At 44.6% G+C, this 24,456-nt stretch carries 23 protein-coding genes; 13 read left to right on the top strand and 10 right to left on the bottom strand.

Annotated features, from left to right (window positions below):
• Positions 1-14 precede the first annotated feature (14 nt).
• The 5 genes from MiSe_RS09135 to MiSe_RS09115 all read left to right on the top strand — a co-directional run bounded on the left by MiSe_RS09135 (position 15) and on the right by MiSe_RS09115 (position 7,666).
• A complete protein-coding gene (locus MiSe_RS09135) occupies positions 15-2,570 on the top strand; it encodes an ABC transporter substrate-binding protein (RefSeq protein WP_226577791.1) in 2,556 nt (851 codons plus the stop codon).
• A gap of 217 nt (positions 2,571-2,787) precedes the next feature.
• Entirely contained in the window at positions 2,788-4,836 is a 2,049-nt protein-coding gene (locus MiSe_RS09130; protein ID WP_226577788.1) for a S8 family peptidase, read from the top strand.
• Between the two features lie 130 nt (positions 4,837-4,966).
• Entirely contained in the window at positions 4,967-5,329 is a 363-nt protein-coding gene (locus MiSe_RS09125) for a DUF4359 domain-containing protein (RefSeq protein ID WP_226577785.1), read from the top strand.
• 228 nt (positions 5,330-5,557) lie between these two features.
• Positions 5,558-6,295, top strand: a complete 738-nt coding sequence (locus MiSe_RS09120; protein ID WP_226577782.1) for a PspA/IM30 family protein — start codon at positions 5,558-5,560, stop codon at positions 6,293-6,295.
• 27 nt (positions 6,296-6,322) lie between these two features.
• Positions 6,323-7,666 carry an ABC transporter substrate-binding protein gene (locus MiSe_RS09115; RefSeq protein WP_226577779.1) on the top strand — a complete coding sequence of 448 codons (1,344 nt, stop codon included), beginning with the start codon at positions 6,323-6,325 and terminating at the stop codon, positions 7,664-7,666.
• Between the two features lie 196 nt (positions 7,667-7,862).
• On the opposite strand, the gene MiSe_RS09110 is transcribed toward MiSe_RS09115, so the two are convergent.
• From MiSe_RS09110 to MiSe_RS09100, 3 genes are all read right to left on the bottom strand, one after another.
• Positions 7,863-8,582, bottom strand: a complete 720-nt coding sequence (locus MiSe_RS09110; protein ID WP_226577777.1) for a DevA family ABC transporter ATP-binding protein — start codon at positions 8,580-8,582, stop codon at positions 7,863-7,865.
• A gap of 13 nt (positions 8,583-8,595) precedes the next feature.
• Positions 8,596-9,771 carry an ABC transporter permease DevC gene (devC, locus tag MiSe_RS09105; RefSeq protein ID WP_226577774.1) on the bottom strand — a complete coding sequence of 392 codons (1,176 nt, stop codon included), beginning with the start codon at positions 9,769-9,771 and terminating at the stop codon, positions 8,596-8,598.
• 170 nt (positions 9,772-9,941) lie between these two features.
• A complete protein-coding gene (locus tag MiSe_RS09100) occupies positions 9,942-11,582 on the bottom strand; it encodes an efflux RND transporter periplasmic adaptor subunit (RefSeq protein WP_226577770.1) in 1,641 nt (546 codons plus the stop codon).
• A gap of 145 nt (positions 11,583-11,727) precedes the next feature.
• Between MiSe_RS09100 and MiSe_RS09095 the strand changes: the two genes are divergently transcribed.
• Positions 11,728-12,354, top strand: coding sequence for a TetR/AcrR family transcriptional regulator (locus MiSe_RS09095; RefSeq protein WP_226577767.1), 627 nt, complete (start codon positions 11,728-11,730; stop codon positions 12,352-12,354).
• Between the two features lie 300 nt (positions 12,355-12,654).
• On the opposite strand, the gene MiSe_RS09090 is transcribed toward MiSe_RS09095, so the two are convergent.
• Entirely contained in the window at positions 12,655-12,813 is a 159-nt protein-coding gene (locus MiSe_RS09090; RefSeq protein WP_226577764.1) for a hypothetical protein, read from the bottom strand.
• Positions 12,814-12,914: 101 nt separating this feature from the next.
• Between MiSe_RS09090 and MiSe_RS09085 the strand changes: the two genes are divergently transcribed.
• From MiSe_RS09085 to MiSe_RS09075, 3 genes are all read left to right on the top strand, one after another.
• The gene (locus tag MiSe_RS09085) at positions 12,915-13,103 is read left to right on the top strand and encodes a CsbD family protein (protein WP_226577761.1); all 189 of its coding nucleotides are present in this window, start codon (positions 12,915-12,917) and stop codon (positions 13,101-13,103) included.
• Between the two features lie 67 nt (positions 13,104-13,170).
• On the top strand, positions 13,171-13,608 hold the full coding sequence (locus tag MiSe_RS09080; RefSeq protein WP_226577758.1) for a hypothetical protein: 438 nt from the start codon (positions 13,171-13,173) through the stop codon (positions 13,606-13,608).
• Between the two features lie 115 nt (positions 13,609-13,723).
• Positions 13,724-14,254, top strand: a complete 531-nt coding sequence (locus tag MiSe_RS09075) for a hypothetical protein (protein ID WP_226577755.1) — start codon at positions 13,724-13,726, stop codon at positions 14,252-14,254.
• A 277-nt stretch (positions 14,255-14,531) separates the two neighbouring features.
• Here the strand turns inward: MiSe_RS09075 and MiSe_RS09070 are convergent, their stop codons facing one another.
• Entirely contained in the window at positions 14,532-15,008 is a 477-nt protein-coding gene (locus tag MiSe_RS09070; protein ID WP_226577752.1) for a hypothetical protein, read from the bottom strand.
• 53 nt (positions 15,009-15,061) lie between these two features.
• On the opposite strand from MiSe_RS09070, the gene MiSe_RS09065 reads away from it, so the two are divergent.
• Positions 15,062-15,511, top strand: a complete 450-nt coding sequence (locus MiSe_RS09065; RefSeq protein WP_226577749.1) for a GNAT family N-acetyltransferase — start codon at positions 15,062-15,064, stop codon at positions 15,509-15,511.
• On the opposite strand, the gene MiSe_RS09060 is transcribed toward MiSe_RS09065, so the two are convergent.
• The 3 genes from MiSe_RS09060 to MiSe_RS09050 all read right to left on the bottom strand — a co-directional run bounded on the left by MiSe_RS09060 (position 15,477) and on the right by MiSe_RS09050 (position 18,047).
• Positions 15,477-16,457, bottom strand: a complete 981-nt coding sequence (locus tag MiSe_RS09060; RefSeq protein ID WP_226577747.1) for a ferredoxin family protein — start codon at positions 16,455-16,457, stop codon at positions 15,477-15,479. The genes MiSe_RS09065 and MiSe_RS09060 overlap by 35 nt on opposite strands.
• A 131-nt stretch (positions 16,458-16,588) precedes the next feature.
• Entirely contained in the window at positions 16,589-17,740 is a 1,152-nt protein-coding gene (locus MiSe_RS09055) for a cupin domain-containing protein (protein WP_226577744.1), read from the bottom strand.
• Positions 17,741-17,894: 154 nt separating this feature from the next.
• Positions 17,895-18,047, bottom strand: a complete 153-nt coding sequence (locus MiSe_RS09050) for a hypothetical protein (RefSeq protein WP_226577741.1) — start codon at positions 18,045-18,047, stop codon at positions 17,895-17,897.
• Between the two features lie 423 nt (positions 18,048-18,470).
• Here MiSe_RS09050 and MiSe_RS09045 point away from each other — a divergent pair, with 423 nt between their 5' ends.
• Complete coding sequence (locus MiSe_RS09045; protein ID WP_226577737.1) at positions 18,471-18,659, top strand: CsbD family protein; 189 nt, start codon at positions 18,471-18,473, stop codon at positions 18,657-18,659.
• 204 nt (positions 18,660-18,863) lie between these two features.
• On the opposite strand, the gene rpe is transcribed toward MiSe_RS09045, so the two are convergent.
• The gene (gene rpe / locus MiSe_RS09040) at positions 18,864-19,565 is read right to left on the bottom strand and encodes a ribulose-phosphate 3-epimerase (protein ID WP_226577733.1); all 702 of its coding nucleotides are present in this window, start codon (positions 19,563-19,565) and stop codon (positions 18,864-18,866) included.
• A 130-nt stretch (positions 19,566-19,695) separates the two neighbouring features.
• On the opposite strand from rpe, the gene MiSe_RS09035 reads away from it, so the two are divergent.
• Both MiSe_RS09035 and MiSe_RS09030 read left to right on the top strand, forming a co-directional pair.
• Complete coding sequence (locus tag MiSe_RS09035) at positions 19,696-21,285, top strand: S8 family serine peptidase (RefSeq protein WP_226577866.1); 1,590 nt, start codon at positions 19,696-19,698, stop codon at positions 21,283-21,285.
• 145 nt (positions 21,286-21,430) lie between these two features.
• Positions 21,431-21,700, top strand: a complete 270-nt coding sequence (locus MiSe_RS09030) for a hypothetical protein (protein WP_226577730.1) — start codon at positions 21,431-21,433, stop codon at positions 21,698-21,700.
• Here the strand turns inward: MiSe_RS09030 and MiSe_RS09025 are convergent.
• Entirely contained in the window at positions 21,697-24,441 is a 2,745-nt protein-coding gene (locus tag MiSe_RS09025; RefSeq protein WP_226577726.1) for an EAL domain-containing protein, read from the bottom strand. The two genes, MiSe_RS09030 and MiSe_RS09025, sit on opposite strands and share 4 nt — an antisense overlap.
• Positions 24,442-24,456 lie beyond the last annotated feature (15 nt).

The raw sequence follows: 24,456 nt of genomic DNA, 5'->3' as shown, positions 1-24,456 counted from the left end.
AAGGAGTAGCATAAATGAGCAAGCGAGTTATTTTCAGAATTGACCAAGGTAATTTCGAGCAAGGGTTTCCCGTCACCTTAGAAATTAGGGGTGAAAATGGTAAACTTTGTGCTGATGAAGTTACCGAAACTCTGCTCCCAAACTCTAAAATTATAGCCAGCTACCGGGAATGGAAAGACGCTTACTACCTTTGGGGTAAAGATGAAAATTGCCGCTGGTGGAGACGACAGATTGAGGTTCCACCAAACATAATTACACAATCTAGTATAAACAGCGAACAGCGCGCGCGAGAAGCCGCTGACAAGTTTGAAAAAGATTTCAAGCATTGGTTAAGAAAATCCTCGCTAGAGAAGATCAACTGGACATTATCGCGGAACGTGACAGCGGATGAACCTGTAAGCTTCATCGTGCAAACTGCCAACCCAGAATTACAAAAGCTACCTTGGGAGTTATGGCATTTGCTGAGCGAAGAATATGACAACTTTGAAGTGGCGTTAAGCAGCAGTAAAAAATCGCAGGAAACAGGAGCTATGAGCTTTCCTGTCAAAATTTTAGTGATTTTGGGAAGCGATGAAAACATTGATATTCAAACCGATTGGGATATTCTTGAAAAAACATTACCTGGAGCAGAATTAAAGCCGCTCAGACAACCTGGATTGGAAGAACTCAGAGAAAAACTTAGAAAAGAGCCTTGGGATATTGTCTTCTTTGCGGGACATAGTGCAACTCAACCAGACGAAAGTGATGCGATAATTTGGATTAATGACCAAAAATCTTTATCACCTCAGAAGATCAAGGAAGAGTTACGAATAGCTGTCAAAAATGGATTGAAGCTGGCGATTTTTAATTCTTGCGATGGATTAGGTTTAGCGCGACAACTTGAAGAGGTCAAGATTCCTCATATTATCGTAATGAGGGAGCCAGTCCACGATAAAGTTGCTCAAAAATTTTTAGAGCATTTTCTAACTAACTTTGCTCAAGAAGGGAAGTCTTTACATCAAGCCGTGTGTAAAGCCAGGAAAAAGTTAAGTGATGAAGTAGAAGATTATTCTCCTAATGCCTCTTGGCTACCCGTCATTTTTCAAAATCCGGAAGAACCACCGCTATTTTATCCACGACAAGAACAGTCAAATCAAGCGGAAAAAGAGTTAGATCAAAAGCCAAAGGAAGATAGAAACCCAAAACTGAAAATTAAGCAAGTTGCGGGATGGAGTGTGGGATCGTTAGCGAAGCTTTCCGCAGGAATCGCACTCATCACCCTAGCCTTTGCCATCCATAAAATCATCGATCTAGATAAAGATTCTACTCGTGTTTCTGGAATCAGCTTAGGCGAAGAAATGCTCAGCCAAAACACCACACCTGAAAAAGAAGCAGGTGTCAAAGCTTTTGCGGATAAAAACTACGGAGTAGCCATAGCAAAATTTAAAGCATCTCTCGATAAAAATCCCAACGATCCGGAGGCGCGAATTTATTTAAACAATGCCATAGCAGCGAATAGCAAACAGACGATTAAAATTGCCGTCAGCATACCCCTTGGTAACAACCAACCAATAGCCGAGGAAATATTGCGGGGTGTAGCTTCTGTGCAAGAGGAAGTTAATCGCAACTACGGGATTAATGGCTTACCATTACAGGTAGCGATCGCGAATGATAATAACGATCCCAATCTAGTGAGAAAAGTTGCTAGTAAGTTTGTCAAAGATCCCGCCATTTTTGCAGTTGTTGCACATAATACCAGCGTTGCTTCTGTTGCAGCCGCTCCTATTTATAAACAAGGGAAATTAGTCATGGTTTCCCCAACAAGCTTTGCCAACCAATTGCAAGAACCTGCGTATGTTTTTCGCATGGTTCCGCAAATTACTTTCTTTGCCGCACAATTATCTAAAGGTCTTGGCAAGGAAATTCTTAAGACCAAAGTTGCTGTTTGTTTAGATGAGGTATCCCCAGATCAGAAATCGTTTAGAAGCGAATTTAGGTACGTTGTTTCAGCCTATGGAGGACAGATTATCGACATACCTTGTACTCTGGGAAAACCAAATTTCCAACCCATGACTGTGGTTGAAGAAATTAGAAAAAACAAAGCAAATATTTTGCTGATAGCACCCTATGTAGATAATCTGCGAAAGACGAGCGAGATATTTAAGGCGATTCGAGAAAATCAGTTACCTATTAAGCTGTATGGCAGTCCAACTTTGTATAACGATAAAACAATGGAGTGGGGAGGAAAAGCAGTAGAAGGTTTGACATTATCAGTTCCATACTTCCCCGATCAAAAAGAAAAAGATGCTTTTCGCTCGCTTTGGAAAGCAGAATTAAACACTTGGCGAACGACGATGGCTGGGGATGCAACGCGAGCGATCGCCACCGCTTTACAACAACTCTTGCTAGAAAAAAATCCAACTCGTGACCAATTAGACAATATCCTCAGATCTGCCAACTTTAAAGTCCAAGGTGTCACCGGAGAATTTAAGTTCAACAGCAACACAGGCGAACGAGAATTCCTATTTCAGAAACAGCGATCTGATGCATTAATCAAAGTTGAAAACGGTCAATTTGTCAAGCTGGAATAGTAGAAACGTTACATGTAACGCCTCTACTATTGTGGGATGGGCATCCTGCCTGTCCTAGTAATTTTTGCCAGACGTTTCTTTTGATACTACCTTTTCCCCAGAAACCCGGTTTTTCAAAAAAACCGGGTTTCTTTGCATAGGTTGCATATTTTTCTCATTCCATCCTAATCCTAAATTAAATGCATCCACTTTGCCCACTCCAACTAGGAGATACTTTATGTCTAATCAACCTATAGCCCTGGAAAACCTATTTGACGCAGATTTTTATCGAGCCAATAACCCAGACTTGCGTAACTTTGACAACCAGCGAGCATTACAGCACTGGAGAGATTATGGTCTAGCCGAGGGGCGAGTTTTCTCGCCCTTGGTCGATCTAAAATTTTACCGCAATAGAAATGGCGATCTGAGCCACTTGAGCAATCGTCAACTGTTGGAACACTTGGCAAATTTTGGTTTAAATGAAGGACGAGATTTTTCACCGATTGTAAACCTCAATTACTACCGCGCTAGGAACTCAGATTTAGCCAGATTTAATTTTAGTAATCGCCAACTTTTCGATCATTTAGTCAATTTTGGTTTGAATGAAGGACGCTCTTTTTCACCCTTTGTCAACCTCAATTTTTACCGTGACAGCAATCCAGATTTAGCCAACCAGACTCATCGTCAACGGTTCAATCACCTGCTAACTTTTGGTGTCGAGGAAGCGCGAGCCTTTTCTCCATTTATCGATCTCAATTTCTACCGCGCTACCAATCCCGACTTAGTCAACTTGAGCAATCGTCAACTGTTCAATCACTTAATTGATTGGGGTATAAATGAAGGCAGGATTTTTTCACCGTTTCTGGATATAAACTTCTACCGCGCGAGCAATGGCGACTTGGCTAGTTTTAACAATCGTCAATTGTGGGAACATTTCCAAAGTTACGGTTTTTTTGAAGGACGCTCTTTCTCTCCAATTCCATATAGTGCTAGCATTGGCTATGGCTTGGTGAATGCTTCAGCCGCTGTAGCCGCCGCCATCGGACAAAGCCCTTTTTCAGACGTTCCCAATTTAGGTGGCAATAATTGGAATTTGGATATGGTAAAAGCTCCAGAAGCTTGGAGTAAAGGTTACACTGGGCAAGGCATTGTAGTGGCTGTCGTAGATAGCGGTGTTGACTACACACACCCCGACTTAGATAACAATATTTGGATTAATACCAAAGAAATTACTGGTAACGGAGTTGATGATGACCGCAATGGTTTTGTTGATGATGTCCGGGGTTGGAATTTTGCAGATAGCAATAACAATCCAATGGATTTCTATTATCATGGAACTCACATAGCAGGGATTATTGCAGCAGAAAATAATGAGTTTGGTATGACAGGTGTGGCTTTCAATGCCAAAATTATGCCTGTAAAAGTTTACAATGGAGCTAATGGAGGCTATGGGGTAAATGTTGCTGCTGGAATTCGCTATGCTGCCGATAATGGAGCCAATGTAATTAATCTCAGTATGGGTAATGATATTACTAACGATCCCGTAACACAAGCGATTCGTTATGCAATTGGAAAAGGGACGGTTGTTATTTTATCATCTGGAAATGATGGCGACATAGTACCCGACTACCCAGCACGCTATGCTACCCATTTTGGAATTGCTGTTGGGTCAGTTGATCGCAATAATAATATGTCTTGGATTTCCAATCGAGCAGGAACAACCCGGTTAGACTATGTAACCGCTCCTGGGGTTGATATTTACTCTACATTTCCGTTGAGCAGATATGGCACTAAAACTGGTACATCGTATGCTGCACCTCACGTGTCGGGTGTCGCTGCTTTGATTTTAAGTGCCAATCCTAATCTGTCGCCCGTGCAAGTAGAAAGGATAATTACTGCCAATGCTAATTCAAACCGCAGTGGATTTAGCTTGGCTAATTCCACAAATCAGAGCCAAGAAGTTGCAGCTTTATCGGCAAGTTTTGACAGCGTAACTGGAGATTTGATCGAGCCTGAGAGTAATAATTTGCGGTCAAGCGATCGCATCCATAATACATCTGTTGTAGATGTAGTTGAAACAGCGATTCCTGCGGAAAGCTTCGCTAACGCATCCCCTACTCTACCATTTAATTCAATACCTATAGATGCAGGTATGACGCAGAAAAGTAATAGGGTGGCAGAGTTTTTTGAGCCAAACTCATTGGATGCGATCTCACCCATGTTCGCCCAGATGCAGCCAAATCTCGGTACAGATTTCTTACCCAGACTTGATATCTCTGTTGCCTAAAGCAGCTTTTCCCAGAAACCGGGTTTCTCTGGCTGCGAGGGTAAGAAACTTACTTCGCGACACTAAATAAACCCGGTTTTTTTAACCTTAATTTTTGTGATTACCCACCTTTGATATGAAGCACTTGTATATGATAAAATCGTTAGCGATCGCAACTCTGGCTGGACTGGGAATAGCGATGGCAATTACCAATCCCAGTCAGTCTGACTACGAAGAGTATGCGATCGCTCAGTTAACAGCCTACCTAAAAGACAATACCTGCACCCAAACTCTCAAAGATGGGGATAATTTGATCCAGCACTCCTGCACTTTGCTGGTTGATGTTGGGCGTCCTCAACTTCAGAAACTAATTGCCGAGCATACCAACCAGCGCGGCTTTATTTTTTTTAGCATTTATCGCACTGAGCTTTCTATCAGTCCTTTGTTGCCTGCTTATCGTTTTGAAACCGTGGCAGCGCTGCAAAAATTCTATACCTATCAAATTCGCAAGTAAAACCGGCTCTCCTCTCTCGTTTCCCAGGCTCCGGCCTGGGAACCTAGGATCTAGAGGCAGAGCCTCTATGTGGCTGCGAGGCAGCAGCCCTCTGTACATTGCATTCCCAGGTAGAACCTGGGAATGAGAAATGGGAATGAGAAAATGAGAAACCGATCGATCCAGAGATTGCATATTTTTCTCACTCCATCCCAATCATAGATCGGATGCGTTAGCAGTGAGAGCAAAATGAAACAACTTATCCGTTGGCTAATTGGTGAAGGTAAATTAAAACACTTCATCTACTGGTTAATTGGCGAAACAGCTGGACGGACTTTAGTAGGAATCTGGAATTGGCTGTGGGGTATCCCGGTCGAATCTGGCGGCAAAGTTGCCGTCGAAGTGGCGCGAGAATCCCTCGAATCAATGCAACTATCCATCGCCCAACTCACAGAATCCGTTGCTACGGTAGTCGCTGCTTATGAGAAAGCTAAAGCCAAATATACAGCCAAACAGCAAGAGTTTTTACTGGCAGAAAATCAGGCATTAATCGCGCATCAAAAAGGGAATGAAGAAGCCGCAAGATTGGCGATGAGTCGAGCGATCGCAATCGAACGCCTCCTGCCCAAAATGGCAGAACAAGTAGCCCATGCTGAAAAAGTTGTAGTGGCATCTAAAGACAAACTCAAGCGAGAACGAGAAAAGTTGGAAGCTTATCAAACAGAAATGCAAAATCTCAAAGCTTTAGCAGAAATCAACGAAGCCTTAGAAACAATCGCCAAAGTCGATAGTAGTTTAAACATCAACTCTGCTCGCGATCAATTTGAATCAGCACAATCAGCTATCGAAGGTCGATATCTCAAAACAAATGCCCAAGCAGAACTGTCTGAAAGTCATACGGAAAGACTGCAATCTGATTTAGACCGCTTGATGCTTAACGATGAAATTTCCCGTCGCCTTGCCCAATTGAAGGATGAACAAAACTGATTTTTAATTTTGGATTGGAAAACTGTTATGGCACAACCTAAAACCCCTAGACTCCCTCCCATTGTCTACATTTTTTTGGGACTGTTATGTCTAGTCGTATTTCCTCGCATTCAGGCGGTGTTTAAAACTGATTCTGGGCGCGGTAGTATCGGAAATCGTTTGTTGATTCAAGACAAGGCAACCCCAGACAAACAAAGGGGAGTTGAAGCCTTTGCGAAGGGAGATTACCAAAAAGCGATCGCTCACTTTAAATTCTCCCTCCTCGAGCAGCCAAATGACCCGGAAACCCTCATCTATTTAAATAACGCCCAAGCGGGAAACAACTCGCTCAAAATCGCCGTCAGCGTGCCAATTGGCAGCAATTTAAACGTATCGCAAGAAATCCTGCGCGGCGTGGGGACAGCCCAGGATGAAATTAACCAAAAAGGCGGAATTAACGGCAAGAAATTGCAAGTGGAGATTGTCAACGATGAAAACAACCCAGAAATTGCCCAAAAAGTTGCTCAGGAATTAGTTCAAGATCGAGCATTGTTGGGTGTCGTAGGACACAATGCCAGCAATGCTTCTCTCGCTGCTGCCCCTATCTATCAACAGGCAGGATTGGTGATGGTTTCACCTACCTCATTTGCCAATAATCTCTCTGGCATCGGTCAATTTATTTTTCGCACGGTTCCCACTAGCAAAGTCATGGCGGAAGCTTTAGCAGACTATACACTTAAAACTGCCCGCCAAACCAAAATTGCCTTTTGTTACGATTCCCAAGCACCGGATAATGTCTCTTTCAAAGATGAATTTCTGGCGGCATTTATTAGTAAGGGAGGGCAATTAATCCCCACAGTCTGCGATTTGTCAACGCCTAACTTTAACCCGACTGCGGCAGTGAATGAAGCTATTAACAGCGGCGCGGATGGATTGTTTGTTGCTAGTCACATCGATCGCGTAGAAGCAGCAATCTCTCTCGCCAAAGCAAATCAGAACAGATTAGCTTTATTTAGCAGTCCGACGCTGTATAATATCAAAACCTTACAAACTGGACAACAAGCAGTTAAAGGGTTAATCCTCGTCGCACCTTGGCATCCCCAAGCGAACCCTTCCTTTGCAGAAACGATCGCTCAAAGATGGCGGGGTAAGGTTAGCTGGCGCACCGCTACCGCTTATGATGCAACGCAAGCGATAATTGCCGGATTGCAACAAGGTACTGGGCGCGATCGCTTACAACAAGCATTGCACAGTCCAGGGTTTACCGTCTCCGGCGCGACGGGTGCAGTCAGATTTGCATCAACGGGCGATCGCATCGGTAATCCAGTCATCATCCAAGTCCAATCTAACGGCTCAAATTACGAATTCGTGATGCTATCCAACAAGCCTTAATTTGTATAAATTGCTAATTGCTAATTGTTAATTGCTCATGGGAATATTTGGCGGTTCTACTATTAGCCATTAGCCATTAGCCATTAGCCATTAGACCTCTCCAACAAAGATTCTCAAAGACAGGCGGGACGCCTATCCCACAAGAGTTTTTGGAGAAGTCTATTAGCCATTAGCCATTAGCCATTAGCCATTAGCATTACTCAACACCAACGGCAACATTTGGATTATCTGCTAAACGCCCATCTTCCATATAAACAATCCGATCGGCGATATCCAGAATGCGATTATCGTGCGTCACTAATAGAATCGTACAACTTTGTTCTTTTGCCAGTCTTTGCATCAAATCAACCACATCGCGACCCGATTTTTTATCTAGTGCTGCGGTGGGTTCATCAGCCAGAACTATTTTGGGATTAGACACTAAGGCGCGTGCGATCGCCACTCGTTGTTTTTGTCCCCCCGATAGGTCATCTGGATAGTAATTGATGCGATTTCCTAACCCCACATGTTCTAACATTTTAGCAGACCGGGTTTGCATTTCTTCTGGGGATATCTCCGAATGCAATTCTAAGCCCATTTTGACGTTTTGCAGCGCTGTTAAACTACCATGAAGGTTATGGGCTTGGAAAATATAACCGTGGTGGCGTCGTGCTTGGGTTAATTTTTCTGGACTGGCACCGCAAAGTTCTCGTCCTAATATTTTTAAACTTCCAGATTGGGCAGAACGCAATCCACCAACTAACGTCAGCAGCGTTGTTTTTCCCGACCCAGATGGCCCGGTCATGATAATAATTTCCCCGGCATTAATCTCTAAATTGATATCAAATAAAACTTGCTTCCGCAGTTGACCTTTACCAAAGTAGTGGTCTAAATTTTGAATCGAGATGACGGGTTCAGAGTCAATGATGCTTTGCATAAATCCATTTCTCCTAGAACATATCGGCAGGATCGGCAGATTGCAGTTTGCGGGTAGCGATCGCGCCCGAGATCGTACACATAATGATAGTCAGAATCAGTACTGTCACCGCTCGCGCCATCGTCATGTACAGGGGTAAATTCGTAGCATTTCGCGTCAATCTGTACAATCCTAAAGGCAGAAGCGATCCGGGGATAAAGCCGAGAAGTGCCAAAATTATCGCCTCTTCAAACACCACACCCAGCAAATATATATTGCGATATCCCATTGCTTTAAATGTAGCGTATTCTTTCATATGGGCGTTCACGTCGGTTGAGAGGACTTGATAAACAATAATCACGCCGACTACAAACCCCATCGTTACACCCAAACCGAAGATAAACCCAATCGGGCTATTTGTTTGCCACCAATTTACCTCAAAGTTAATAAATTCCTCCTGCGTTAGCACTCGGACATCATCAGAAAGGTGAGATTTTAACGCTGCTGCTACTTGCTTCGGATCGTAACCCGGTTCGACTCGAATTAAACCCAAACTTACACTCGCAGCATCTCGTTTGGGAAACAGTCGTAAAAAGTTCTGATCGCTGGTAATTAAGCTACCATCTGCGCCAAAGGATGCCCCCACTGTAAATAAACCACCAACGGTAATTGTGCGCCGTTCGATTTCGGTGGTGACGGATTTTCCTTGCTCAACTTGGGTAATGACTTCTTTGTATTCTCCTCTTGATTTGCGATCGAATAAGACAGTATCGGGGAGTTTAAGTTTATCCAATTGTTGATTCACTTCTGGCAAGTCAAACGCGGGTCGATCGGGGTCGAATCCGATAACTTGCACTTGTCTTTGGGCGCGGGTATTGGGATTTTTCCAGGTGATAATATTGACATACATTGCCTCTGCCGATTTCACCCCCGCAATATCTTCAGCTTGATACAATCTTCGCCGCGAAAATGTTGATAATCCTTGCCAGTTTCGGGCTTGGGGACTGATTAAAATGATGTCTGCTTCTAAACTGCGATGCAGGCGGGTGTTACTGTCGTAAAGTGCGGATTGAAAGCCGAGTTGCATGAATATAAGAACGTCGGCAAAGGCGATTCCTGATAAGGCAACTAGCAATCGACTTTTTTCTCGACTTAGTTGCAACCATCCCAGGGGAGTTCGTCGTCGCAGTTGTTGAATTAAACCTATCATATGGTAATCCTCTTTGATATCAAATCCGGCTAGAAAACCCCTCTTATCTTCTTTCTCTTCTTCCTCTTCTTCGTGTCCTAATTCGCTATCGCGAATCGCTTCGCTAACGTGTCTTCGCGGTTCATTTCTTCATGGGGACACAGAAAAGAAGAAAGAGAGGTGTTGGCGAATTATTTAGGGTTGTTTAGTTGTACGACTACTTTAACTTGCAGGTTGGTGAATTTTGCTGCTTTTTGGCTGGATGCTTCGTCGAGTTTGATGTGAACTTCTACGATTCTGGCATCAATGTTGGCGCTGGGATCGGTGTTGACGATGTTTTGTCGTTTGACTTGCCACCCAATCCAGTCTACGGTTCCTTGCAGTTCTTCGGGAAGGGAGTCGCTGCTAATTCGCACTGATTGTCCGGGACGGATGTTGTTAATATCGCTTTGGTAAATTTCTGCGATCGCATACATCTGCTTGGTTTCTCCAATATCGATAATGCCATCGTTTGATACTAATTCACCTGGACGCGCGTGAACTTCTAAAACTGTCCCATCTTGCGGCGATCGCACGATGGCTTTGTCTAAATTTACCTTGGCTTGATTCATGGCAGCGATCGCGCGCTTAACTTCTGCTTTTGCCGCTTCTACGTCTACCGGACGCACTTCGGCAATTTTGTCTAATGTCGCTTCTGCTTCGCCGATCTGTTCGCTACCTGTAGAATTGGTGCGATTTAAAACCGCTTTGGCTTCGCTTATTTGTTTGCTACCTGTCGTATTAATCCGATTTAAAACAGCTTCGGCTTCGCTGATTTGTTTGCTGCCTGTAGAATTAATCCGATTTAAAACGGCTTTGGCTTCGCTGATTTGTTTGCTGCCTGTAGAATTAATCCGATTTAAAACGGCTTTGGCTTCGCTTAATTGTTTGCTAGCGGTCGTATCAATTCGATTTAAAACGGCTTTGGCTTCGTTGAGTTGCTGGAGTGCTGTTTCTACGGCAAGACTCTTACTTTCATAAACAGACCGAGAAATTGCACCTTGTTTGTAGATTTCTTCGTAGCGTTGATATTCGGCTTGTGCGTTCTCTAATTGTGCTTCGAGTTTCTTAATCGTTGCCTGTTGTGCGGTGCGATCGCCTTGCCACTGCGCTTGGATGCGTTCAATGGTTTCTTGTTGTGCGGTGCGATCGCCTTCCCACTGTGCTTGAATGCGGGCGATCGTTTCTTGTTGTGCTGTCTTGTCGCCTTCCCACTGCGCTTGAATGCGGGAGATGGTTTCTTGTTGCGCTGTCTTGTCGCCTTGCCATTGCGCTTCGATGCGGTAGATGCTTTCTTGTTGCGCTGTCTTGTCACCTTGCAACTGCGCCTGAATCCGGGCAATTTCGGCTTTTTGCGCCGCAATTTCGCCCCTTTTGGCTCCCGCTTGCACTTTGGCGAGGTTTGCCTGCGCTACGCTGACGGCTTGTTCTGCTTCTGCCAATGCTGCCAACAGCCGATCGCGACTATCTAGAATGGCAATTTCTTGTCCTGCTTTGATGCTATCTCCCTCTTGCACCAGCAGTTTTTCTACCCGACTCCCTTCATTTGACACGGGTGCCGAAAGTTTAACGATTTCTCCCTTGGGTTCCAGTCTTCCCAAGGCTGTTACCGTTTTTACTTCTGGTTGAATCGCTTCTGGTACTGGTACGCTTGTTTCTGCGGGATTATGCCACCGCACGGCTGTATAAATTCCGACTCCGCTTACTAACAGAGATGTCGCGAGCGCTAGAACGCTGGGCGAACGGGAAAGGACATCAGAAGGTATATTTTCTAGCTTCCAGTGCTGAACCATAACTGCCTCGCAAAAGCAGGTGTTTAAACTAAACGGTTTAGTTTTGTTATACAATGATATTAGACTAAACGGTTTAGTTTAGTCAAGTACCTTCCCGGAGAGCGGACATCTTTCTTTAAGATGAAGAAGACACAAGGGGAAAAAAATGGCGCGCATCAAAGCTAGTGAAGCAGAGCGAGACAGTTCAGTAGATAAATCTGAGAAAATTCTGCAAGGAGCAATGCAAGAGTTCTTGGCACACGGCTATGCCGGTGCAAGCATGGATCGGGTAGCCTCCCGTGCCGGAGTTTCCAAAGCCACCGTCTACAGCTACTTTCAAGACAAAGAAGGACTGTTTAAAACCCTAGTCGAGCAAATGGCAACCAAGCGGTTTCAGTCTGTATTTGGCAAGCAACCCCCCGAAGGAGATGCTAGCGTCGTGCTGCCAAAGCTGGCAAAAGCAGCATTAGCTCAGATGATCGATGATAAGGAACATCGGGCGTTTATGCGGGTAATTTTTGGCGAATCGGGTCGTTTCCCGGAGTTAGCGCAAGTTTGCGTCCGCTGTCTGCCAAAACCAGCGATTGAAATGGTTACTCAATACCTGAAAGCTCATCCCGAATTGAACTTACCAGATCCAGAAGCCACAGCATGGATCTTAATGGGAACTTTGATTAGTTTTATGAATATTCAAGAGATGCTGCACGGGAAAGAGATTATACCAATGGAAAGCGATCGCCTGATCGAGTCCCTCACTTATCTAATTGCTGGTGCTGCCAATCCCAAATCCTAGCACCTCTGCAATAACTCTTGTGGGGTAGGCATTCTGCCTGCCTTTGAGGGTATTTATGGGAGCAGTCTATTAAACCTCTGCAATAACTCTTGTGGGGTAGGCATTCTGCCTGCCTTTGAGGGTATTTATGGGAGAAGTCTATTAAACCTCTGCAATAACTCTTGTGGGGTAGGCATTCTGCCTGCCCTTTTGTTGATATATCGCAAGTTGAAGCAACCGGGTTTTTGGGCTACAAATCAACACGACCCTTGCGACACAAAACCCGCCCAATAATAAGGACGATCCAAGGGCAAATCCTGATTACCGCATTGTTTTAACCGCCGCTGCTGCGCTGCAATTTTCCCCGCCGCCTCTTCTTGGTGAGAAACCCGGTTTCTGGTGCAACATCAATCTATCTGATAGCATAGGCCGTTGGGAATAGTAAATAGACCCGACAATGTTTCTTACGAAAGACGACATAGTTTTAACCTTTGAATTACATTAATTATTGTGATTAAAGCAACATTTCAACGCAACAATTAACGGTTGAAATCAAACCATTTTTCAAAGGAAGGTACAAAATGAGCCTGGAAGATAGAGCCAAAGCAACTGCCAAAAATATCGAAGGCAAAGCCCAAGAAGCAATGGGAAACGTTACCGGCGATCCAGAAGATAAAGCAGAAGGCAAAGCCAAGCAAGCCGAATCTGAACTGCGTCACGGCGTAGAAGACCTCAAAGATAAAGCCAAAGACACGATCGACCGGGCATAGTTGCAAACAAGAAACCCGGTTTTTTTAAGAAACCGGGTTTCTCCCCTAAAATAAGGAGGAAATTAAGGTGAATTTTCTCAAGCAAAGTCGCCAATTTTTAACCGCGCTGGTCTTAATTTTAGTCTTGACAATTACCACGGCTTGTGCAGGGCCAAGCGTCGCGACCCAAAGACCTCAGGTACCTTCAGTGGGTCAAATTTCTACGCAACTGCAACGGGGTAATACCTCGGCAGGTCAGAAGTATGGTGACTGGGTAGTGCAAACTGCCAAAGGACTGGTTAAAGATGCTTACGTGCGCGACAACAACAAATTGGGGGTTGTAATTGCGCCACAAGTCAAGCCAACCGAAGTTCGCGACTTAGCGCGAAGTCTCGTGCAAGGCTTCCACAATAATTTCCCCAATCAAGACGTATCAGTTTTAGTCTACGACCCCGATAAGCACCTAATTTTAACCGCACAGTACGACCATCAATCGAATCAAGTTCAGTACCAGGCTAATAGCTAATTGCTAATTGCTAATTGCTAATTGGTAATTGCTAATTGCTCATTGCTCATTGGTGATGGCGTTTTACCATTAGCCATTAGCTATTAGCAGGCATAGGATGAAAAAGGAGAACAACATGACTTACTCTTCTGACGATTACAAGCGTCAAATCATGAACGATTTGGCACGTGGGAATGTCGAATCCCTCGGCGATGTTCCCTCCGATCCATCGAGAGACTATCAAGATTTTGATGATTTTGCTCAACGTTCCAGCGTTGACGAACGGCGTCAATTATTTGGTCAATCTCTGCATCCAGAACGCATTCCCCCCAGCCAAATGGAACCGGAATTGCGGAAAGCAATCGAACAAATTAAACCCAACGAACGGGATGATGTTGCTCGCGCTTTCATGAAGCGGTTACACGAAAGAGGATTTAGCGATCGCCAACTAGAGCAACAACTCAGTCTTTCTACTCACCACCCTAGTCGCATGAATGCTGACGATGTTGCCAAAATGGCGACGTTCGTCTATCACAACCATCCCGATATCTTCCAAGATGTCCTCGCTGAAAAACCCGGTTTAATGAAGTTTCTCAGCAATCCGCTAGTTGCCGCAATTGTGGGTATCATGGCTGCGAAATGGCTCAGCGGTCGTCGTTCTTCGTAACGATTGTCCAATAGCAACGGTTGTGTAACTGCTAATAGCTAATCGCTAATGGCTAAATAAAAAAGAAACAGTCAATAATTACTGAGCAGCTCTGGAGGCAATTGACCATTAGCAATTAGCAATTAGCAATTAGCTATCCATACACTACCGATGCCTAAGGACATGATATCATGCGCTCGCCCTTTGCACGACTCACCCATCACCAAAGTTTCTTTGCGTCAGTCCTGTTTTAGTTCTGTAGGTTGGTTAGCGCAATCGCTTCACGCTTCACGATATGCTAAGACATTAACTCAAGTTCATCTAACAACATAAACTCGCAGCCTCCAGGACAAAACCAAATCTTACATAATTCGTCATCGCACCACTCAACTTCAACGATAGTCCCTGCTTTTAGAGTCTTGTCCCCTACAAAATCTAGATTTTCTACATATACATCGGCATCAAATCGCAGTTTTGCCGTTTTGAGTAAACCTTTTGCCTTGACTTGCTGGTAAGACTCAAGTAACTCAGCCTCAGAGGGTAGATTTTTGACAAAATCCTGTAAAAAATCCCATCTTTTTGACCCTAGCCTAGCCTTTAACCGCTCGGAACGCTCAGAACTCTCCTTGGCTTTGACTTCCAGTTGCTTTTTGTACAAATTAAACGCATCGCGGAGGCTAATCTCGTGCGCCTCTGCAATTCCCATAACGCGAGCGATTATTTCCAGGTCTTTGCTTAAATCTTCCTCCATATTTCCTCTTGCTGAAACTTGCATACAATACTCTAGCTCAGGATATTGAAATTCTAAGGATTTTTGCAAGAGGTGTAATGGATAACATCGAAGTGCGCCCCATACGGGATAATCTTGAACTAAATCAACTGTTCTACCAGCGCTGGCTGGTCCTGAGAGCGCCTCTTTCCATGGACATAGGAACCGAAAAGGACACTTACGAAGATAGCGCCTTTCATCTAGTTGCTGTATGCCACAACCAAATCGTCGGTTCCGCTAGACTGCGAGAATTATCCACAGAATTAGGCAGCATCGCCTATGTAGCAGTGCTACCCGAATTCCAAAACCAAGGAATTGGCACAAAATTAATCAAAAAATTGATAGAAACAGCCCAAGCAAAAAATCTCAAACGTTTAAGGCTAAGATCTCGCATCTCAGCCTTAAATTTTTACCAAAAACTAGGCTTTTCCCCAGAAGGCGAACCCTTCGATTACCTTGGCATTCCCCACACCTTCATGCACTTAGACATACCAACCTCTCTGAAGTAACGCGGAGATTTTCCACAGAATACTTCAGAAAGGTTGATTCCTTAACAGCGCCGCAAGAACCCTTCAGTTGCAGCGTCTTACTTTCATCTTTTACCAACTCAGCTTGGTAACTGTACCCCGAACCATCCGGTTTTTCAAAAGATATCTCTCCTTTAATTATACTCTTGTCTGCGCTTTGCTCTATGATTTGACCCGCCACTTTATAGTTAAACCAATCCCATCCGTAACGCCGGAGCATTTCTCTTTCCAAAACCTGGATGGGATTTGGTAAAATTCCCCAACCTCGATAAACTTTATTCAAGCAGTTTATATCCCCACTCCGCGTCAAAATCGACTTGAAAGAATCTGGATCTAGAACGCCATAATACCTGCCATCTGGGAAGTCTATCGCTGTCGGTGCAAAGCGATGTCCTCCAAAGTGACTCGCCTTCCACATCCTTACGTTATCCCAGCCTAATTCCGCAATACTTGCTAATGCTTGAAGGTAAAATCCATTGCCATACCTGGCACAACATTGGTCGTGACTTCCGTGAGTACAAACTAAAATATCTCTTGTTGGATCTGTCAAAACTTCCCAGTCGGAATTCTCGCCAGCTAAGTAGTTTTTCACCACCCCAGCTACTTGATCAATGCTACCTACATTAAACTCTCTTTTGTTGTATCCACGGCAGAATTTTTTCTGGCTTCTGTCGTAAATTAAAACCTTTGTTTCCTTTGTCTTTTTCCCTTCGTTATTGGTTATTAATAAAAACCGAATCTGCTGCTTAGATTGATTGATTTCTGCTACCAAACTCTTGAGATTATCGGGAACCTGTTTTGAATCAAACGCTTCGTATTCCCACGGAGTCGGACACTCCACTAATACATAAGTTTGGAAAATTGCTCCACTACCTATAATATCTTCTCCAGCTTGTCGAGAAGCTTCAGCACAAAAGAACTTATTCATTGATTTCTTCCTGTGTGTATAATTTACCTGATGACACTCCTCTCCTTAATATATTTTAACCAATTTCCTTTAAGCCGATATATAACCACTTATTTAAAAAGGCAATAGCTGCCATAGAAGAAAAAACATAGTTAATTGTCAACGAAGATAATCCCTTCAGTAACTAAACTAGATAAAAGAGGAACAATATCGCTCTCCCAGTCGAAATCGGGCAACCAATTCATCACATCGGTTCCTGTAAAAAAATCTTGGCTAAATAATTTTCTGACAAAACTTTCCGGCACTCCTCTAAGGGTTATTTCTTTCCCAGCAGCGATAATTTTATATCCACTGCCATCGGGTATTTCTGAAATTCTCACCCTTTGCAACTTGGGATTTTTGAATTGTGTTTCGCTCCCGTGTGGGAATATATTGAATCCAGCTTGGTAGGGGAAAGAGTATCTAGCACTTGGCTTGACTATATTTTCAAAATAGCTGATAAAATATTCGCGAATATTGTGGCTCGCCAGTAACTGATTTAAGTCTTGAATTAAAGTATCTACACTATCTTTCACCAAAGCTGTCTCTACAGGTAAGGGTAAACTTTTCCGCCACTCTTCTTTCTGGCGTAATTCGCTGACTAACCATTCGAGCAAGTCAATTCTTGTCTTGCAATGAACTCCTAATGTTAGATGCAGCGATGGTTCATCTAACGCAACTGCATAGTGCCAATGTCCGCGCGGAATGTATAAAATATCTCCTGGAACTAGGGTACAGCTTAAATAGGGATCTACTTCTCTTGGCGAAAAAGATGTTGATTTTTGGTCGGTTAAAGGGTATTTAATCGTATCTGTAAATACATACCATTGCTTTTTGCCGTCTACTTGTAATATCAAGACTTCGTGGGTATCGTAGTGACATGAAAAACCCTGTCTTCCAGGCCAGGAACAGTAGGCGTTGACTTGAGTACTATAACCTAGATCGTATTTGATTTCAGCCGCAAATTGCGTTACTTCCGGGATTAGCTTATGAATTTGGTCAACGATTAAAGTTGCTCCTGACTGACACAACTTTATCAAATTATCGTTGTCGCTTTCATTTAGTACTTTTTCATCTAAGGCAAGGCGCAGGTCGGGATATTTTAGTTTGTGATAGTTCAACAGATAGTTGAGTTTTTCCCAAGAAAACAGATGGGTAAATTTTTTCTTTCCTTCACCATAAATTACAACCGCTTTGCTCGTCCAGTTGTGTTGGAAAAACTCTGATACGCTATAAGGTTGCAATAAATTGGCTAGAAACAACATAGTTGATAATTTTTCTCAAAAGAAACTTAAAAAAATATTTGCCCTACGGGAGGTGGAACCTCCCATAACTCGTTCCCAGGTTGAACCTGGGAACGAAACCTCGCATAACTCGTTCCCAGGTTGAACCTGGGAACGAAAACTGCTGATTTTTCAGCTATTCGTTGCTGGCGTCGCCGCCGTCACCATCAACACCATGATGGGACTTGGTGTGGCGACTGGTAGTTGGTTGGGCAATTTCCTTGATTTCTAGCTGAATTTTGGTGGTACGGGGTTGTTTAATCTCTACTGCTTTGAATTGTTCTGACATGCTGTATCTCCAAGTGTAATACACCCATTTAGAGCAGATGATAGTGGTGCGATCGCTTCTCCACAGAAGCTTCGCCGCTTCATCTGTGTCTTTGGCAGCAAGTCTAGCACGCTGTCAATAAAAAAGCTATCTAGTTAAGAATTTTTTTCAATTAATTTCAGAAGGAGAGGAGGAAAATTGACGGATGAAACAATATACTATATAATAACGCAAGTTGCTAGTTATAAAATTCGGCGTTGCTAATTGCTAATCTTGGATTTTTACTGATTTCGCCGAGTTCCCAGGCGACTGCCTGGGAACTCGGCGACTGCCTGGGAACGCCATTAGCCATTAGCCGCTCCCAGAGAGATAACTAGCAACTTGAGTTAATAGCGGCTTTAGGGTACATCTAAAGTAGCCAAGTCTACAAAAGGAGATGGCAAAATGAGCTTACAAGATAAAGCCAAAGCGATCGCCAAGAACATAGAAGGCAAAGTTCAAGAAGCAGTGGGTGAAATTACCGGCGATCCGCAACAGAAAGCTGAAGGCAAAGCCAAGCAAGTTCAAGCTCAAGCAATGAACGTGGTGGAAAACGCCAAAGACAAAGTCAAAAACTTCATCGACAAAATCTAGTTTATGAACAAAGAAACCGGGTTTCTTTAACAATACCTGCGCCAATTTTCTGAAACGCCAAGATCCCCCAGGTTAAAACCTGGGGCTACACAAACAAAGCCCGCCTACGCGGGCTAAAATTCTAAAGCCCGCGCAGGCGGGCTTTGTTTGTATAGCGACACCCTTAAGGGTGTCGGATGCAAGGCTATCGGTTGCGGGATGATTTTAAACCGCAGCTAATTCAGGAGTGGGACGCTTGCTGTGGCGAATGCCTTCAATGGCGTCGGCATAATCCTTAGCCTTAAATACAGCAGAACCAGCCACAATCGCATTGGCACCAACTTCGAGAACCTGCCAAGTATTATCGCCTTTGAGGCCGCCATCGACCTCAATCCAAGGATCTAAACCGCGTTCGTCGCACATTTGGCGCAGCTTTTGAATCTTAGGCAAAACCGCCGGAATGAACTTTTGACCGCCAAAACCGGGGTTGACGCTCATGATCAGTATTAGATCGCAAACCTCTAACACATATTCAATCAGAGCTAGAGGCGTCGAGGGATTGAGAACTACACCTGCTTGCTTACCGCATTCCCGAATCTGGCACAGGGTGCGGTGCAGGTGAGGAGAAGCGTTATGCTCAGCATGAACCGAAATAATATCAGCCCCCGCCTTGGCGAAGTCTTCGACATACTTTTCGGGTTCCACAATCATCAAGTGGACATCCAAAGGCTTTTGGGTGACGGGACGAATCGCTTCCACAATCAGCGGTCCAATTGTGATGTTAGGAACAAAGCGACCATCCATCACATCAACGTGAATCCAATCGGCACCGGCGGCGTCAACGGCGCGAATTTCATCGCCCAGACGGCTAAAATCAGCTGATAGGATTGATGGAGCAACAACAATTGGCTTGTGGGTTTTGGTCATGACTGGCACTATTCTCCTGGGTTCTCGGTAACCAGTTTAACAAAATCTTTAGCAAGTCTTAAGAAAATTGCGCCTCACAATCAAAATAAGATAGCGATCGCGTGGAGAAGCTGCCGTGGTTCAGCAGAAGATGGTAAAAAAACTGGCATGGCTAATTTGTGGTTTCGGTGCAGCCTGTCTTTCTACACCCGTGCAGGCGACTGAAACCCCCATCGACGCAACGGGAATCGATGCTTTGCGCCTGCGTCAAGCACCCTATAATTTGCTGGGACGCAAAATCGCCATCGGTCAAGTAGAAATCGGGCGCCCCGGACAATTTGGCGTGGACAAAGCGGCAAACCGCAATCCCAATGCCGTACCCGTCACGCGAGTATTTTGGCGCGATGACCCAGCCAAAACCGATACAGATGTAGACCCCCACGCCTACAGCGTCGCGGGGATGATGATTGGCACTTCCAAAGAAGTACCGGGAGTCGCACCAAGAGCAAGGTTATATTCCGCTGCCGTGGGTTCGATGGAAAAAAGCGGACAACCCGAAGAATGCCTTGCCGCACAAAACTTAGCCTTGCAAAACGGCGGCGATTTGCGAGCAATTAATTATAGCTTTGGCGAATCCTTAGAACGCGACCCGCGCCCCGAGGCGATTTTAGACGGTAACGCCTTGCTTACCCAATGTTTAGATTGGTCTGCCCGGGTTTACGATGTGCTGCACTTGGTCGCGGGAAATCAAGGACGGGGAGGAATTCCCATTCCCACCGATAACTACAACGGTATTAACGTCGCGTTTACCAAGCGCGTCGATGGTATTTTTTCTAAGATTGACTTTGCCAACATCGGCGATATCGCCGAAGGAATTAGAAGGCGACTCGAAGGGAAGGAAATTAACCTTGGTCCCCGTCGCGCCATCGGTTTGGTTGCCCCCGGTCACGAAATTCCCGTTCTCAACCTCGATGGTAGGGTATCGGAAGTCAGCGGTACAAGTTTAGCAACGCCCCAGGTAACTGCTACCGTTGCTTTAATACAGGAATTCGGCGATCGCCAACTAGCCACGCGCAAGCCAAACTGGAGTGTAGAATCCCGCCGCCACGAAGTATCCAAAGTAATATTGCTCAACTCCACCGACAAGATCAAAGATCAAGGCAACGGTTTGCACTTGGGCATGACCAAGACAGTTACCGATAAAAGCAACCGCACTTGGCTCGAATCCGATGCCTATAAAGATGACAAAATTTCCAAAGACATGCAAATGGGAACTGGTCAACTCAATGCCTATCGGGCAGTGCAGCAATTTAGCGGCGGTCAGTGGAAACCCGGTAAAGAAGTCGCACCCGTTGGTTGGGATTACAACAAAGTAGAACTGAACAAATCCCAAGATTACGTCTTAGAAAAACCCTTGCAGCAGGGAAGTTTTGTCTCGATTACGATGGCTTGGGATCGGGTAGTCGATCTCAACGATGCCAACAAAAATGGAGTGTACGATATCGGGGAAGATTTTCGCGATCGCGGCTTAAACAACCTCGACCTCTATCTCGTCCCCGCCGACAGCAAAGACACCACCCGTTACACCTGCGCTTCGATTAGCGAATTAGATAGCACAGAACATATTTTTTGTCAAGTACCTGCAACGGGACGTTACAAAATCCGCGTAGCATATCGGCAACAAGTGAACGAAGCGAGTCAACCTTATGCGATCGCTTGGTGGACAGTACCGGCGCGATAATTTCCAGATTTCGAGGCACGGCATTATACAATCTGTGGGGAGAAATCAAAAGTTATCGACGCCGTGCCCCAAAAACCCACATTTTGCCTAAGAAACCCGGTTTCTCTGAGAAACCGGGTTTATGGAAACGAAGCGAGGGCGATAAATGTCGATCTGTAGGGGCACGGCATTCTACAATTTTTTTTGGGTACAAATCAAAAGTTATCGACGCCGTGCCCCAAAAACGACTTTAATCTGTGGGGAGAAATCAAAAGTTATCTACGCCTTGTCCCTCGTCGATAAATTTTCAGATTTCGGGGCACGGCATTCTACAATCTGTGGGTACAAATCAAAAGTTATCGACGCCGTGCCCCAAAAACCCTTGAAATTTATTTCAATGCTGATTTCAATGCGTATCCCAAAACCTAATAACTAACAACTAAAAGGACGCGGTTTAGCAATACCATAACCTTGGGCATAATTCACCCCAAGCATTCTCAGTTTATCCAGAATTGCGTCATTTTCTACAAACTCGGCAATCGTTTGAATACCCATCACTTGTCCGACGCGATTAATCGCTTCAGTCATTGCCAAATCAGTCGGATCGTCAACAATATCTTTAACGAATTGCCCATCAATTTTGAGATAATCCACAGGCAGATTTTTCAGATAGGTAAACGAAGACATGCCGCTGCCAAAATCATCCAAAGAAAAATAACAACCCAATTGCTTTAGTTCCTGAATAAATTGAACCGCTTTGCTTAAATTGGTAATCGCCACGGTTTCGGTGATTTCAAAACAAATCACTTGGGGTGGGATTTGGTACAAAGAAAACTGCTCGCGGACAAACTCAATAAATTGGTCGTCGTTAATACTTGAACCAGAAAGATTAATCGCATAGAGACAGCGATCGCCTTGCTTTTGACAACGCTCCCAAGCTTGGCGATAATGCTCTTTCTGACTGGAAAACAGGGTGGTGATGACCCAGCGATCGACAAGGTGCATGAGATTGTATCGTTCTGCCGCTGGAATAAAAAGATTGGGCGGTACTAGCTTGCCTGATTCATCGTAAAGGCGCAGGAGAACTTCGTAATGCTCCCCGTGGGAATCGGTGTTAGCAACGGGAACAATCGGTTGATAATAAAGACAAAAACGATTTTCTTCTAAAGCTTTAGTAATCTGCGATGCCAACTGCATTTCGCCGCGTTGTTGCGCCAATTCCGAATCGTCGGTTTGATAGATGTGGACGCGATTTCTACCTTTATTTTTAGCAGCGAAACAAGCCGCATCCGCAGCACTTAAAGTACTGGCTAAATCTTTACTATCAATGTCTATTGCCACCAAACCGATACTGACACCGACGGTAAAAGATTTGTCCTGCCAAACAAAGCGGAAATCCGACAAACTTTGGCGCAGCGCATTGGCAACTCCCGATGCATTTTCTAAGGGACAATGATTGAGCAAAAGGCCAAATTCATCGCCGCCGAGACGAGCGAGGACATCCGTGGAACGAATATGCATCCGCAACAAAGCACTCACCTGACGCAGCAGTTCATCTCCCGCCCCATGACCGCAAGTATCATTTATCACCTTGAATTGGTCTAGATCTAAATAACACAGGGAATGCTCTGTGCTGTCGCTTTTCGCATCGCTCAAAGCCAACTCCAAACGGCGCTCAAACTCTCGTCGATTAACCAATCCCGTCAAATCGTCGTGACTTGCTTGCCAAGCTAAGCGTTTCTCGCTCTCCCGCAGTGCTGCTTCAGCCCGCTTGCGATCCGTAATATCGCGGACAACGATGCAAAAAGCATTTCTGCCAGCATAGCGAATTAAGTTAGCACTCACCTCAACATCGACGATTTCCCCATTGTGACGGCGATAGCGGCGCTCGCTGGTCAAGTAGCGATCGCCTGTTAAAATATCCTCAATATCCCGGTCAATCGTCTCGCTCTCTTCTGAAACTACATCGTACAAAGTAAGTTGCAGAATTTCTGCCACCGAATAACCGAGCAAATTTTCAAACGCCGCGTTAATTTCCAGAAACTTTTTAGTATCTGCATCGAGCAAGAAAATCCCTTCCCTCGCTTGGACAACGACGGCTTTGTATCTGGCTTTACTTTCTTCCTGTTCTTGCCAAATCTGAATTAATTTTTCTGCAAGTAACTGAGTCGTCACGCCCAAAACTAAGCCTACCATTACCAAAGCAATAATCAGATACTTCAAGTTAGTCTGACCTTGGCGATGAATTTCTCTCGGCATATCCACCTGCACAAGCATTGCAGGCTTTCCAGAGAGATCCTTGAGCAAGGTATAACCCGAAATTAAATCTTCGCTTTGGGGCTGGATAAAAATCGGTGTTGCTGGCGAGAGCGAATCGCTGATAACACGCAGTCTGGGAGGCAGTTTAACCCTACCATCAAGTCGATGCAAGCGGATAGCCAGTCGAGTAGTTTTAGCTAATTTCTGGATGGTATTTGCGTTTAAGTAGCGCCCTAGAATCAAAGTACCGCGAATAGGTGCTTTTACTTGGCTGGTGACGACGGGGCGGGCGGTAAACATCATTGCCCCTTCAGGTAATAAAATAACTCCCCCATGGCTGACATTTGGAGCCTTGTGCCGCAAAACCCATGAATTTTCCCGGATGTATTTTGTTAACCCCTTTGAGAGCGGACCTTGGCGTTGCTGTTGCAAGTCGTAACCTTGACTGTGGACAATTTGCCCAGTGGCATTAATAAATAAAATCGCGTTGATTCCAGCTTCGGAGAAAAAACCTTCGTAAAAATTTCTCTTGATATAGTCTTGGCTGGGACGCTGAACGAAGTTGTAGGTATCGTCCCAAGCTGCCCAATAGTAGTTAGTCAGGTTCAGTTCATTTAAGCTGTTGGTATAGGCTTCGAGTACTCGTTCAACGTTTTGGTGCGTGTTTTGCTCTTCTAGCTTGGCGTAGCCTTCGAGTAAAATGGTTGATGTGGCAACGTACACAATACCGATGAGACTGGTTAGCGCCGCGCCAATAGCGAGCGCTGTTGTTTGACGCAAGGTTGACGTTTGGCTCTTTTCCGGTATATTTCGGCAATCAAACCCCATAAAGCCGGGTTTGATGTTTTTCCAAAAAGCGTGAACTTTTCCCAGTAAAACCATCACGGTTAAATTTGATTTACTTTTTTGTTGCAGCACCTTATAATTTGAAAC

Source organism: Microseira wollei NIES-4236 (assembly GCF_020521235.1).
Lineage (GTDB): Bacteria > Cyanobacteriota > Cyanobacteriia > Cyanobacteriales > Aerosakkonemataceae > Microseira > Microseira wollei.
Note: the sequence above shows the minus strand (reverse complement) of the source record. Positions and strands in the feature narration are given on the sequence as shown.

Excerpts from the sequence above, each read along its gene's own strand:
- MiSe_RS09135 (WP_226577791.1), top strand. The coding sequence starts at position 15 with ATGAGCAAGCGAGTTATTTTCAGAATTGACCAAGGTAATTTCGAGCAA.
- MiSe_RS09130 (WP_226577788.1), top strand. The coding sequence starts at position 2,788 with ATGTCTAATCAACCTATAGCCCTGGAAAACCTATTTGACGCAGATTTT.
- MiSe_RS09125 (WP_226577785.1), top strand. The coding sequence starts at position 4,967 with ATGATAAAATCGTTAGCGATCGCAACTCTGGCTGGACTGGGAATAGCG.
- MiSe_RS09120 (WP_226577782.1), top strand. The coding sequence starts at position 5,558 with ATGAAACAACTTATCCGTTGGCTAATTGGTGAAGGTAAATTAAAACAC.
- MiSe_RS09115 (WP_226577779.1), top strand. The coding sequence starts at position 6,323 with ATGGCACAACCTAAAACCCCTAGACTCCCTCCCATTGTCTACATTTTT.
- MiSe_RS09110 (WP_226577777.1), bottom strand. The coding sequence starts at position 8,582 with ATGCAAAGCATCATTGACTCTGAACCCGTCATCTCGATTCAAAATTTA.
- devC (WP_226577774.1), bottom strand. The coding sequence starts at position 9,771 with ATGATAGGTTTAATTCAACAACTGCGACGACGAACTCCCCTGGGATGG.
- MiSe_RS09100 (WP_226577770.1), bottom strand. The coding sequence starts at position 11,582 with ATGGTTCAGCACTGGAAGCTAGAAAATATACCTTCTGATGTCCTTTCC.
- MiSe_RS09095 (WP_226577767.1), top strand. The coding sequence starts at position 11,728 with ATGGCGCGCATCAAAGCTAGTGAAGCAGAGCGAGACAGTTCAGTAGAT.
- MiSe_RS09090 (WP_226577764.1), bottom strand. The coding sequence starts at position 12,813 with ATGTCGTCTTTCGTAAGAAACATTGTCGGGTCTATTTACTATTCCCAA.
- MiSe_RS09085 (WP_226577761.1), top strand. The coding sequence starts at position 12,915 with ATGAGCCTGGAAGATAGAGCCAAAGCAACTGCCAAAAATATCGAAGGC.
- MiSe_RS09075 (WP_226577755.1), top strand. The coding sequence starts at position 13,724 with ATGACTTACTCTTCTGACGATTACAAGCGTCAAATCATGAACGATTTG.
- MiSe_RS09070 (WP_226577752.1), bottom strand. The coding sequence starts at position 15,008 with ATGCAAGTTTCAGCAAGAGGAAATATGGAGGAAGATTTAAGCAAAGAC.
- MiSe_RS09065 (WP_226577749.1), top strand. The coding sequence starts at position 15,062 with ATGGATAACATCGAAGTGCGCCCCATACGGGATAATCTTGAACTAAAT.
- MiSe_RS09060 (WP_226577747.1), bottom strand. The coding sequence starts at position 16,457 with ATGAATAAGTTCTTTTGTGCTGAAGCTTCTCGACAAGCTGGAGAAGAT.
- MiSe_RS09055 (WP_226577744.1), bottom strand. The coding sequence starts at position 17,740 with ATGTTGTTTCTAGCCAATTTATTGCAACCTTATAGCGTATCAGAGTTT.
- MiSe_RS09050 (WP_226577741.1), bottom strand. The coding sequence starts at position 18,047 with ATGTCAGAACAATTCAAAGCAGTAGAGATTAAACAACCCCGTACCACC.
- MiSe_RS09045 (WP_226577737.1), top strand. The coding sequence starts at position 18,471 with ATGAGCTTACAAGATAAAGCCAAAGCGATCGCCAAGAACATAGAAGGC.
- rpe (WP_226577733.1), bottom strand. The coding sequence starts at position 19,565 with ATGACCAAAACCCACAAGCCAATTGTTGTTGCTCCATCAATCCTATCA.
- MiSe_RS09035 (WP_226577866.1), top strand. The coding sequence starts at position 19,696 with ATGGTAAAAAAACTGGCATGGCTAATTTGTGGTTTCGGTGCAGCCTGT.
- MiSe_RS09030 (WP_226577730.1), top strand. The coding sequence starts at position 21,431 with ATGTCGATCTGTAGGGGCACGGCATTCTACAATTTTTTTTGGGTACAA.